The 13,376-nt window shown below is 67.3% G+C and carries 5 protein-coding genes; all 5 read right to left on the bottom strand.

The window, feature by feature from the left end:
* On the bottom strand, window positions 1-7,702 hold a 7,702-nt coding region (locus tag NL2_RS06340), incomplete at its 3' end, for a filamentous hemagglutinin N-terminal domain-containing protein (protein WP_157083061.1).
* Window positions 7,703-7,780: 78 nt separating this feature from the next.
* Entirely contained in the window at window positions 7,781-9,667 is a 1,887-nt protein-coding gene (locus NL2_RS06335; protein ID WP_068073043.1) for a ShlB/FhaC/HecB family hemolysin secretion/activation protein, read from the bottom strand.
* A gap of 106 nt (window positions 9,668-9,773) precedes the next feature.
* Entirely contained in the window at window positions 9,774-10,583 is an 810-nt protein-coding gene (locus NL2_RS06330; protein WP_068073041.1) for a hypothetical protein, read from the bottom strand.
* On the bottom strand, window positions 10,580-11,335 hold the full coding sequence (locus tag NL2_RS06325; RefSeq protein WP_157083060.1) for a hypothetical protein: 756 nt from the start codon (window positions 11,333-11,335) through the stop codon (window positions 10,580-10,582). Before NL2_RS06325 ends, NL2_RS06330 begins: the two co-directional genes overlap by 4 nt.
* On the bottom strand, window positions 11,328-13,331 hold the full coding sequence (locus tag NL2_RS06320; RefSeq protein ID WP_245647592.1) for an adenylate/guanylate cyclase domain-containing protein: 2,004 nt from the start codon (window positions 13,329-13,331) through the stop codon (window positions 11,328-11,330). The genes NL2_RS06325 and NL2_RS06320 overlap by 8 nt, the downstream gene beginning before the upstream one ends.
* Window positions 13,332-13,376 lie beyond the last annotated feature (45 nt).

The raw sequence follows: 13,376 nt of genomic DNA, 5'->3' as shown, positions 1-13,376 counted from the left end.
AGCTGATCAGCGACAGGCTGGTCTTCGCCGCGATCGTCCCCCCCGTGGCCGCGCCCGAGGTGATCGTGGTCGCGCCGGTGCCAGAACTCAGCGCTGCGAAGCTCAGCGGCCCGGCGGTGATCGCCAGGTTGCTGCCCGCCTTCACCGTACCCAGCGTCGCCGCCTTGGCGATCTTGAGCGTCGTGTTGCCGCCCGAAGTGAGCGACGTGTCGGTCAGGCTATCCGCCGTGATCGCCAGCACCCCACCTGCCGTGGCGCTGCCCAGCGTGGTCGCGCCGGTGCTGGTCAGCGTGAGGTCTGACCCTGCCCCCAGCGTGGTCGCGCCGATGGTCGCGCCACCGATGGTCGTCGTCGTGCCGCTGGTCGCCCGGTCGAGCGTGACCGCGCCGGTGGCAGCGATCGCGATGCTGGTGCCGGCATCGATCGTGCCGCCCAGCACGTCGCCGCTGGTGATCGTGGTCGAGCCGACCGAGGTGAGCGCGGCGAACGTGGTCACCGTCGGATCGATGACGATGTTGCCGCCGGACTTGAGCGTTCCCAGCGTCGCCGCGTTGGTCACGTTCAGCGTGGCGTTGCCGCCCGATGTCAGCGAGGGTGCGGTCAGGCTGTTGGCCGTGATGTCGAGCGTGCTGCCCGCGCGGCCCAGGTCGATCGCGACCGGCCCGGTCGAGGTGATCGCCAGCGCGCCGCCGGCCACGATCGAGCCGAGCACCATCGGCCCGCCGCTCAGCGTTGTGCCAAGTTCCGAGAAGCTCGATCCGATCGCCAGCGATCCGCCGGTAACGGAGAACGACGTGCCCGCGTTGGCAGAGGTGCCGGTGACCGCATTCGTCGCATCGATGGTGATCGCCAGGCTGGACTTGATCGTCCCGAAATCGACCGATGCGCCCTTGAGGGCAATGCTGCTGACGTTGCCGCCGGGGGGCACGCCGGCCGCCTGGAGCGAGGTCCGGCCCGCCGCGGTCAGCGACAGCACGTTGCCGCCGGTGCCGGCGCTGCCCACGACGATGTCGCCGCCCGCGCCGATCACGGTGTCGGCATTGGTGATCAAGGTGTTGACGGCAAAGCCGCCCGGTGTGGTGAACTGGGCTTCGACGGGATCGCCGGTCTGTTCGTAAGCGGTCAACTGGCGCGCCGCCTGCAGCGTATCGAGCACGATGTCGCCGCCCACGGTGATGCCGATATCGCTGCCGTTGGCAAACAGCTGGCCCGAACCGAGCAGCGATCCGCCGGCGAGGATGTCGATCGTTGACCCGCTGAGCTGCGCGCCGTTGCTGAGCGTGACGTCCTCGAACTGCGAGGCCAGGTTGATCGTTCCGGTCGCGTTGATCGACAGGTTGGCGGACGGCGCGCCATAGGCGAGCGAACCCTGCGAGAAAATCCGGACATCGCTGCCGCTGAGCGAGCCGGTGCCGATGAAGTGCAGCGGCGAGGATTCGCTGGTGCCGATGCGGATTCCGTTGGTCGTGGTGACCGCGCCCAGGCAGATGTCGCTTTCGAGGCAACCGGCCAGCAACTGGCCGTTGTCGTTGCTCTGCGCGCTGCCCTGCTGCAGGAAGTTGGTGATGTCGGCGGTGAAGAACGAGCCAGTGAAGCTGGCCCCGCGCGCGTCGATCGCGCCGCCGAGCAGGCGGATGCTGCCGCCACCCGCATCGACGGTCGTGCCACTGCCGATCAGCAGGCTGGGGACGTCGCCCGCCGCCAGCGGGGTGCGCGTCCCGATGCCACCAGCGTAGAACAGGATCTGCTGGGGCTGCACGTCGCCGAGGTTGGCAGTGATCGCCACGTTCTGGCCGACCCTGATGTCGTTCGCGCTGGTGAACGTGAGGCCGATGTCCGAGTTGAGCGTGTTGCCGCCCGGGATGACGAGCGCGCCGCCGCTGCGGTAGTCCTGCATGCCGCTCGACGTGATCGCCCCGCCGCCGTTGTCCTGCCCGAGGGTGAGCGTGCCGCCATCATAGGCAACGCCGCCCTGGACCTGGAACGCGCCGGCATCGACCGCGATGTTGGCGGCGGTGGCGTTGCGCAGCTGGGCGTCGCCGCCGGAGAACAGCGTAAGGTCGTTGACGGCGGAATAGCCGCTGTTGTTGTCGCCGAAGATCCCGCTGGCCGACGTGACGGCGATCCCGGTCTGGCTGGCGATGAACGCCGGTCCGGCAAGCCGGAACTCGCCGAACGAGTCGGACGTGAAGCCGCCAGCGCCGGCCTGCACGACAGTGCAGCTGACCGTGGGGCAATTGAACGCCTGCACCAGCACGTTGTTGCCCGCATTGAGCTGCACCGTCGGCGCGAAGAACCGGCCGAGACCCTCGATCGACAGGTTGAGATCGTCTTGCGACAGGTTGATCGCGTCGTCCGACTGCAGGCTGAGCGTATCGCCCACCGTCAACCCACCGCCGTTGTCGCCCTGAAAGTCGATCGTCCCGGATGAATTGACCGTCAGGCTGTCGGTAACCGTTATCGGATGATTGGCGCTGAACAGCGTGACGGCGGGCGAGATGCTGGCAAACCCGGTGGCGTTGACCGACAGGCTGGCGAGCGTCATGCCCGCCGTGGGATCGGTGGTCGTGTCGGACAGCGACACCAGGCCCGCGGCGTTCTGGAACGAGGAATCCACATCCTGTGCGGTACTGGTGACGTCGATCGCGCTGTTGCCCAGCTTGAGGACGCCAGACTGCGGCGTGAAGTTGCCGTCGTCGGCGGCGGTGATGACGACCTGGCCGCCGACCGGGCCGAACAGGCTGGTGCCGTTGCTGGTCCGGCCGTCGGGCCCAGGCACGCCGATGGCGGGCGGCGGCAGTTCGGGCGCGGGGCCACCGGTTCCGCCGATACCGCCCAACCCGCCGCTTTGGCCGAAATAGCTGGTTCCCGTCGTCTGGAACTGCAAGTCGCCGGTCGTGATCGAACCGCCGTTGGCCGTCAGCAGGATCTGACCGCCGGCACCGCCGCCGTTGGTGCCGCCATCGCCGGCATCGCCGCCCGCGCCGCCAGGCGTGTTGTTGGATCCGCCGTTGCCGCCATTGCCGCTGAGGCCGCCGAACCCGTTGGAGGTGAACCTGGAGACCGTGTTCGCGCCGAACGCGATGGCGCCATCGGTGCTCGTCTCGATCTGGACCGTTCCGCCGAACGCGAACGCACCGTTGCCACCGCGACCGCCTGCCCCGCCCACGCCGTTGAGCCCGCTCGTCGCGAAGCCGCCGTCGCCGCCGATGGTGTTGGTCGTCAGGGAAACCCGGCCGTCGGGCGCGACGGTGATCGCGCCGCCGGATTGCGCGAACAGCGCCACGCGACCGCCGACCCCGTCGCCCGCCTTGGCACCATCGACACCGTTGCCGGTGACCGGATCGTTGCCGTAACCGTCGGCGCCGTCTCCGCCCACGGCGGTCGACTGGAAGGTCAGCGCGCTGGCGTTGACGACCGATCCGGTGCCGATCGATTGGACGATGATCTGCCCACCGGTGCCGATGCCGCCCACGCCGCCTTGCGATGATCCGGGCGGCGTATTGCCGTTGAAATTGATCCGTCCGCCGCCGCTGCCACCATCCCCCTCGATCGTGTAGATCGCATCGCCGATGTCGAGCGAGCCGCTACCGGTTGCGATCAGCAGGATGTTGCCTGCGGTGCCATCGCCACCGGCACCGCCGCTCCCGACCGAGACATTGCCGAACTGACTGGAGTTCCCGCCGTTCCCGCCGTTGCCACCGAAGGCATCGGACACGGCGCCGGAATCATCGATCGGGATATGTATCAGCGTCGCGAAATCGTCGACCTGCAGCACGCTGCCGCTGGTATTGGCTGTGCTGCCCGCGACGGCCGACCCGCCCTTGCCGCCGTCACCCGCCGCGTCGAGGCCATAGCCGCCGCTGCCGCCCGTGCCGCCGGCCCCGCCGACAGCGCTGCTGTTCAGCGTGAAGGTGTTGAGCGTGACGTTGGTGCCCTGGCCCGCCGCCAGGATTCGCGCGGTGCCGCCGATGCCGTCGCCGCCATTGCCGCCGGCATTGCCGAGATCGCTCAGTCCACCACGCCCGCCCGTGCCGGTCGCCGTGATGACAGGTGCAGATACCGAGGACGTGCCGAAGAAGAAGTCGAGCGCGGCCAGGCCGCCCGTGCCATTGCCACCGTTGCTGCCGGCGATGCCCGACGTGCCGTCGGCGCCCACGCCATTGGCCGTGACGGTGATGAAGCGTCGTTCGAGCGAGGGCGTGGTCTGCGACAGATCGGTGTTGATCACGAAGTCGGCCGTGCCGCCATGGCCGCTGCCACCGGCTCCGGCATTGGCCGGGTTGCCGCTGGTGTCCGCCAGTTCGAACCCGCCCGCCCCGCCGATCCCGGCGGTATCGAGCGTGATGTCGCGCGCCTGCAGATCGCCCCCGTTGAAGTTGATCGTGGCGCTACCGCCGGTGCCGTCGCCGCCCGCGCCGCGCGTCAGCACGCCGCCCTGACTGAGCGCGCCCCCGCCCAGCCCGCCTTGGCCGACGGCGCTGATCGAAACGACCAGCGGGGTCTGCACTGCCGGAGTCGGATCGACCAGATCGGCCAGCGTGCCGCCGTTGATGGTCAGCGTGGACGTGCCGCCAAAGCCCGCGCCGCCCTTTGCGGCAACGTCGGTGCCATCGCCCGATACCGCGCCACCGACGCCCGAATACGGATAGCACTCGCAATTGGTGAGCAGCGGATTGCCGCTCGACGTCACGGTCAACGTATTGGTGGCCAGCGTTCCGCCGGACAGCAGCACCGTGGCGCCGCCGCCCTGATCGATGCTGCCGCCCCGGCCAATGCCGCCGGCACCCGCAGCGATGTTCAGCGTCGGGTCCATATCGGCCCCGCTGCCGCCAAAGCCCGACGCGTCGAGCGTGACCGTGGGCGCGGTCAACGAACTGGCGAAACCATCGATCGACAGCAACGCGCTGCCACCGGTGCCGGTGCCGCCCTTGGCCGGTGGCAGTCCGGCGGCGTTGATCGCGCCACCGCCGGTGCCGCTGGCGCTCAACGTCACCGTTTGCGTGGTAAGCGTGGCGCCGCCCGACAGGCTGAGCGAACTGCTCCCGCCGAAACCATCGACGCCGTCGCCGATCTGGCCGGCGCCGCCGCTGATCGGGCCGGCAGTGTTGTTGATGAAGAAACCGCCCGGCGCGGCGACATCGATCGAGTTGGCATTGATCGCGGCACTGCCCGATGTCGCCTCGATGATGGCCTGCCCGCCTTGCCCGAACGCGGTCTTGCCCGTCGCGAGGTTGCGCTGCGTACCGGATCCCTGGGCAGTGACGCTGATGGCGTTGGTGACGTTGACCGTGCCGCTGTTGACCGTCAGCCGCGCGATGCCGCCCCGGCCGATCCCGCCGTCACCGTTCGCGGAGGTTCCGCCCGTGTATCCCCGGCCCGTCGAACTGATGGTGAGCCCGCTGGTCGAGGTAAGGTTGCTGCCGTTGTCGAGCGTGATCGCGGCCAGACCGCCGGTGCCGTCAACCGCGATGTCGCCGCCGTTGCCTTGCGAAGTGATGAAGATATCGCTGGCCGACAGCGCGCTGTTCGACAGATTGACCAGCAGATCGGCCGCCGTACCCGGAGTCGTGCCCGATTCCTCCCCGCGCGACGACAGGAACACGCCACCGACGTTGAGCGCGCTATTGTTGCGCAGGGTTACCGCCAGCTGGCCCGGCGTAGTAACGGTGCCGTGCGCCGATGTGTCGGCCTCGAAGAAGCCGGTGCCCAGGTTCAGCGTCGCGTTGTCGAGCGTGATCGCCAGCTTGCCGGTGGTGGCGATGCCTTCGTTGAACGCACTGGAATCGTTCTCCACGAACAGGCTGCCGAGCGAATACGTTCCGTTGTTGCTGAAGCTGACGGTCACCGGACCGGCCGTGGCCGCGCGGACCAGCTGGTCGTTGCCGAAGCTGGCGGTGGCGCTCGACGAGATCGAAACCGATTGCGCGGCGAAACTGCCGCCGCTGACCGTCAGGTCGACGCTTCCCGAACTGGAGTCGGCGCTGGTGAACGGGAACGCAGGCGGAAAGCTGACCGACGAGTACGACGTGCCGATGGATCCGAGATTGAGCGCCTGAAATCCCCCGCTCGATCCGAACTGGCTGTTCGACCCTGGGCCGCTCTGGGTGAAGCTGACCGTGCCGCCTTGCGCGATGCCCGCGCTGGCCGCGCCAATCCCGCCAAAGGCGTTGGCGTGAAGGTTGGCCTCACCGCCCACCGCGAAATTGCCGGATGTAACCGTGGCGGCGACCGAACCGCCCCGGGCCGCCACGCCCACGCCGCCAGCCAGCAGTTGCGTCGGGTTGGCCGGGTCGAGGATCACGCCGCCGCTGCCATCGGCATTGGCGACCAGATCGCCCGCCACCGCGAACGTACCCCGGTTGCTGGCGTTCAGCGCGATCGCCCCGCCGACCGGGCCGGTCGTGGCGTTGAGCGTGAGATTGCCATCGACCTGGAAGCCCCGGCGCACACCATCGGCGGAAACATTGATCGCGTTGCGCGCGTTGAACGTGGCGTTCTTGGCAAAGCCGATGCTCGATGCGGTGGCCGACGCGGTGATCGTGTCGGTCGCGTTGACCGTGGTATCGTTGCTGGCGCTGAGGTTGGACAACGTGATCGAGGCGCCCGGCGTGCCCGGCGCCGTGGTATCGACCGCGCCGCCCGCCACGTTATAGCCCGCGCTGAGCACGACCGTGCCATCGGCCTGGCCTGCCGCGACGTTCGCCGCCGAATAGCCGATCGCGCCTTGCGCCAGCATCGTCAGCACGCTGTTCTTGGGCACCGCCACCAGATAGATGTGATGCTCGGTATCCCCGGTCACGCCCGGTCCGCCCTGCGTGGTGCCGGTGTGCGAGACGCCGGTGGAATCGGTGGTGCCGTTGCCGGTATCGACGGTGATGTCGAACAGCCCGTTGTTGACACTGAGCGTCGCGGCCTCCGCCGCAATGTAGGCGACCGATCCGTTGGCGGTAACCGTACCGCCCTGGTTGATGCGCGGGGACACCATCGCGACATAGCTGCCCGGTCCCGGCACGTTGACTTGCGCGCCCGGCAGCAGCGTGATTGAGGCCGCTGCGTTGCCGGCAGTGAAGTGGATCGCGCCTTTGCTGTCGACGAATTGCGAACCGACGGGCGCAGTCGGATCGACGGCGATCGGGCTGGAGCTGAGCACCAGGCTGCCGACATTGATGACGCCACCGGCGCCCACCACCCAGCCGCCGGGATTGTAGAACCACACCTTGCCATACGATTCGGACGTGACGGTCCCGTTGATCTGCAACGGGGTGGCCGCATCGACGCGGTTGAGCACGGTGTAGGGGATCGCCGCGTCGCGCTGGAACTGCAGCGTCTTCAGCGTTGGCAGGAACACGTTGGGATCGGTCGATTGCCAGTCGATCAGCGCTTCGTTGGCGGTGATGTTGAAGCTGTCGACCGGTGCGGTGCGGTTGGGCAGGTCCGATCCGAACACCACGGTGGGGATGCCGTTGACCGCCTGTCCGCCCGGCGTGGTCGCCGCGCGCACCGGTGCCGGGGCCAGGCTCAGGGCCAGCGCCGCCGCGCCGGTCGAGACACCCGCCAGCAATCGCGCCAACCCGCGCAGCGTGCCCGAAATCGCGTCGGTCGCGTGGCTCCGGCGGGGCGCGCCCAGCAGCGCCCCGACCCGTGCTGGCCGGGCCGGCGAACGGTTCGCGTGACGCGGTGTCCTTGCGAGCTTGGCCATTGCCTGTTGCCTTTGCCTTTTCGCCCTTCACGGGCCCGTTTGAGTGACTGCAGATGCGTCCGTCAGAACTTCAGTGGGTTAGAATTTCCACGGCGAAAGCTGCATCGACACGTTGATCAGAAACCGCACATCGCCCTTCACCGCCTGGCCCACCACGTTGCGCAGCGGGACAGCGACGTCGGCATCGACGCGAAACGCCTCGAGCAGCGTGGCGCGCACGCCGCCGCCGACCGAGTACAGTTTTTGCGGATCGGGCACGCCGACGATGCGGTTGTGGTTCCACACCCACGCCGCGTCGAAGAATACATAAGGCTGGAACGCGCTGGCGCCCGGGGTCTTGGGCACGATCGAGCCGACGCGGAATTCCGAGCGCACGCCCACCCCGCTGTCGCCGATGATCGCGCCGGGGTCGTAGCCACGGCCCACGGTGTAGTTGCCGCCGGAAATCTGCTCATAAGACAACAGCGCATCGGGCGAATATTGCAGGCGTGGCGCCACAGACACCGTGATGTCGCGCACCGGGCGGTAGTCGAACTCGCCCGAGGCGCGGACCACGAACCCGCGCGCCGTGCCGATGCGGCTGGGCGGGATGAACGCAGCGCCGAGGCATCCGCCCGCGTTGCCGGCGCATTCGGGCGTCGCATCGAAAATGCCGAGGCCCTTGCGCAGTTCGAGCGACAGGCCCCAGTTGTAATGCGGCTCGGTCGGGGTGAACCCGTCGTGCCCGGTCAGGCTCTCGGGCGCGATGCCGTTCATGTCGATCCGCGCGAACAGCACGCGCAGGCGGTCCTGGTTGAACGGGATCGCGCCGAAATCGACATCCTGGTTGATCAGGTCGAAGCCGATCGCGCCGCTCAGGTTGTGCGACTGGCGCCGGATGAACGGATAGTCGCCCTCAAGGCTGGCGACGAGCGTGCGCGAGTGGAACTGCAGGTTGTTGGGGACGGTCGGGTGCGTCCAGCCATAAGTGAAGTCGCCGCGCAAGGTGAAGCCTTCGCCGCCCAGCCGCATCTCGTGGCCGACCTGCAGCACTTTCTGCTCGTCGAAATCGGCGGTAGTGAAGAAGCTTGCGGTGGTGGCGTCACCCAGCCCGGTCAAGCCGTTGATCTGCGCGCGGGCCAGCCCGTTGAACCGCCCGATCGCCTTCGACCCGTAATTCTGCACGGTGAAATCGGCGAACACCGGCACGCGCCGCACCGAAATCTCGCCGATCACTTCGCCCGGGCTGCCCTCGATCGGGCGCAGCGCCAGTCGCACGTCGAGCCCGGGGATGTCCTTGGCCAGCAGCAGATAGCGTTCGGCGCGATCGGTGTTGAACACCGGCTCGGCGGTCAGCTTATTGAGATAGCGCAGCAGCAGCCCTTCGGAGGCGCCCGCGTCGCCCTTGATCTGCACTTTGGTCATGCGCGCGAACAGCACGTCGAGCCGAACCTGTCCGTCGGCGATCTTCTGCGGCGGCACCTGCACCGCGGCGAGGTAGCCTTCGCTGCGCAGTTGCGTGGCGGCGCGGTCGCGGATTTCGCAGATCACGCCCACCGGCTGGTCGGTGCCGACATATTCGCGCCAGGTGCCCGACAGATCCTCGCCCGGCACGGCATCGAGCCCCGAGAACGTCACCGAGCCGATCTTGAGCCTTATCCCGGCGAATTCGGGCGCGGCCAGCGGGCACGGCGCGCGTTCCACCGCCGAAGTATCGACCGCGACAGCCTGGCCGCGGTTGAGCGTGCCCTCGGCCACGCCGCGCTCGACTTCCTCGCGCGTGGGCGGCGTCGCCCCGGGGGGAAGCGCAGCCGGTGGCGGGGCGGCGACTTGCGCGACGGCGGACGCGGCGCAGCCCAGCTGCAGCGCGGCCGCCAGCAGCATGCCGACGCCGAACCGTCCAACGTTCAGCGCGTGGCAGGTCGGGTCAGCGAGCTGCAGTCCTGCGGCCCTGCGACGGGGCCATGTCTTGCCGCAATTGGTCATTCAATCCGAATCCCCACATTGCGCAACCCGTTATGATTTTCGTTTTCGTACTTGTTGTTTTGTATCGTTATCAAGGACTTTCGCGGCTTTACAACCGCTTCGGATCCTATCCGGCGGCATGCGTCTCCGGCGCCGAGGCGTCGATCCGTTCCAGGCTGGAGGCCAGCCAGTCGAACTGCGTGCGGCACCCGTTGTCGAGCAGCACCGCACCCAGGCCCGCCGCATCGGCCGGCAGCTTGGCCGGGTCGAGTGTGACGATCTCGAATTCGACCGCCTTGGTCGGATCGGTATCCTCGGTCATCTTGTAACTGTGTCCGGGGCTGAGCGGCACCATCACCGCCGGCCAGCTGACGCCGGCGGTCTTGCGCGGCCATTGCAGCCGCACCATCTGCCCGCCATCGTCGGCCCCCAGCCAGCTGAACCGGCGCTCGGCCGAATTGCTGCGCCACAGATAAAGGTCGCTGCCCTTGGGCACGCAGACCCTGCCACCCTTGTCGATATCGGCCAGCCAGATCGATCCGGGAATGGGTTCGGCGTTGTCGTCGGGGAGACCCCCGCCGCGCACGGCCCCGGCGCGCACCGATGACGGGTTGCTGAGCGATCGCGCCAGCATCGCCGCCGTGCCGCGATCGCGGACCACGGCATTGTCGAGCTTGAACGTACCCGCGCCGCGCAGCACCCGCGTGCCGGCCCTGTCGAGCACGGTGACGATGTCGTTGGCGCGCAACGTCACGCTCGATCCGTCGGCGAACCGCTTGCCAGTGGGAAAGCTGGCGGCTGACGGCCCGGTCGATCGGACCACCACCGCCTGCGCGATCGCGGCAACCGAGGAACCGACCCCGAGTGCCAGTGCAACCGCAGCCAGGGCCGGGCGCAGCGAGCGCTTCGCGCAACCGCGCATCAGAAGGCCGCTCATTGGCCACCTGCCGGCGGCGTGGCCGAATTGGCGAGCACATCGAGCTGGGCGTTGCAGCCCTTGTCGGCCAGCATCGACGCCACGCCCATGTCATCGGCCGGCATTGCGCCGATCAGGCGGGTGGTGATCCGCACCTTGGTGCCCGCCGTGTTGGTGAACATGTAGCTTTTGCCGTCGACCACCGGCAGCGCTGCCGCCGGCCACAGCTTGAGCGCGTTGCCGCGCTTCCACGCCAGGTCGACCGAGGCGCCCTCTGCCGTGGTCAGCTTGCCGATCGACTCGTCCTCGCGGTTGGGGCGCCACAGCACCAGCGCGGACGGATCGGCCACGCAGTATGTTCCGCCCTTGCTGCTGTCGATGTACCACAGGCTGTCGGGCCCGCTGGAGGCCGCCGCAGCCATCATCGGAGCGCCGCGCACGGCCCCGGTCCGGGTTCGCGCGCCGCCGGCATGCGGCATCATGCTGGCCAGCGTCGTCGCGCCGACGTCATGGCTCACCACGCCGTTGAGCGTGAAGCTGCCGGGGCCGGAGAGCACCCGCGTGCCCGACTTGTCGAGCACGGTGAGCCGGTCGCCCGCGCGCAGCGATACGCTGGCGTTGGCCGCCAGCTTCTTGCCTTGCGGATATTGCACCGCCGACGGACCGGTCGAGCGAACGACCACCGCCTGTGCTTGCGCCATGCCCGCCACGGCGAGCGAACCGATCGCCGCCATCCCGGCAACGACCGCCTTGAACGCGTTCCTGTCAGCCAAGGACATAACTCTCTCCTTTATGCGTCTGTCGCAATCTCTGTACCAGATTCATCATGGCATCGTCCTGCCCCGATTCGACAAGTTTGTCTGTGAGTCGGTGCACAAGGGCTGAATCATCTGCATTATGCGCGGCCATGACTTCCGCCACCGCCGCCCGCTCCTCGGGGGAAGCATCGGGGACGGGCTCGAACACCTCGACCGGCGTTGCGCGGCCGCGCAAGGTGACCGTGCCCATCGGCCGGAACCAGTCCAGCCCGGAACGCTCCACCGCCTCGCGGCTGACCAGAACTTTGGTGTCGAGCGGCTTGTTCGCGCCTTCCAGCCGGGCGGCGGTGTTCATCGCATCGCCCAGCGCGGTGTACTGGATGCGCCCCTCGCCGCCGAAATTGCCGACGATCGCCTCGCCATAGTGGACGCCCACGCGGGTGCGACCGATGCGGGGCACGCCTTCGGGCACGTTGCGGCGGAAGTCCTCCCCCGCCTGGTACATCGCCCAGGCCGCCTTGATCGCCCGCTCGCCATCGTCGGGATAGGCGATCGGCGCGCCCCAGAACGCCACCACCGCATCGCCGACGAACTTGTCAAGCGTGCCGCCATATTCGAGCACCACCGCCGACAGCCGGTCGAGATAATCGTTGAGCAATCGCGCGATCATTTCCGGCTCGACCGCGTGGGTCAGCTTGGTGAAGCCTTCCAGATCGCTGAACAGCGCAAAGATCTCGCGCTTTTCCCCGTGCAGCATCAGGCGTTCGGGGTTGCGCATGATTTCCTTGGCGACCGAGCTTGGCAGGTATTTGCCCAGCGCGCCTTGCGCGAATTCACGCTGCGCCGCGTTGATCGCGCGCAACGCCGAACTGACCGCGGTGTAGGCGATCAGCCAACCGACCACCCAACCCATCGAGGGCAGCTCCAGCGTGTTGAAACCGGCGCGTTCGAGCAGGAACGGTATTAAAAGGAATGACACTAGCTGTAATATGACGCCAAGCGACAATATCCACGTTCGCATGGCCGCAGCCGCTGTCGCGACGCCTAATAATACAGCTATGAACGCACTGATCCAAACTGCTACATACGGGATCGATTTGGGAATCGACTTGTCGAGCAATTGCGCGAGCATACTGGCGTGAACTTCTACGCCGATCATGCGCGGATCACCCGTGGTCGAATCACCTACGCGAGTTAGAGGCGTATCAAACTGGTCGAAGTCGGAAAAATCGCCACCGATTAGGATATAACGCCCCTTGATCGAATCGGAGACCAACCCGGCAGTGGCGGGATCGGCGAGGAGATCAATCGGCAGTTTGTCGAACACTGGTCGGTCTTTAGCCGCAGGCACGCGATACCTGATAGGTCCCGAATAGTGGGCGAAGCGCGCGTCGCTGTCCCCAGAATTCTTCGACGCTAGTGATACCGCCAAGACCGGAGGCAGCCCCGGGTACTGGCGCGGCCAACGTCTTGCGACGCTGTCGCTGTCGGTTTCCAGCAATATGCTCGTTGGACCTACTTTCGACGTCCGCGTGGCAGCGATGTATTTCGAAAGATCCCGTTCCTGCTCGTATGTAATCTGATGGGGGTTGGTCTTGTTGTTGGCATACGCCAGGAACACCGGAGTCTTCATGTCGTGCAACGTCGACTGCAGCAGCGGATCATCGGGTTGCGGCGAATCGAACAGGATGTCGATCGCGATACCCTTGGCTCCAAGCTTATCGATCTGGCTCAAAGCGTGCGCCAGAATAGTCCGATCGACCGGCGAGATCTTGCCCGTCGCGCGGTTGGTGTCGGCGGTATAGACCACCAGGCTGATGCGCTTGTCGGTATCGGTCGAAGGTGAGAAATCGACGGCGCGCAAGTCGTATAAGAGTCGCTCGGAGTCGACCAGAAAACCAATATTCCAACTGAATACCGCCACGAACAGCGCCACCGCCAGCAGCACCAGCGCCACCGCCACGCGTTGCCAGCCCAGCTGCGACAGTCCGCGCCGGGCTCCCTGCTCCATTTCCTTTTGTCGGGTTCGCCCCGACACTTTCCGATCCGGCATTCG

It is taken from the genome of Novosphingobium lentum NBRC 107847, from assembly GCF_001590965.1.
Classification (GTDB): Bacteria; Pseudomonadota; Alphaproteobacteria; order Sphingomonadales; family Sphingomonadaceae; genus Novosphingobium; species Novosphingobium lentum.
The sequence above is the reverse complement of the archived record's forward strand: the minus strand, read 5'-3'. Positions and strand labels throughout refer to the sequence as shown.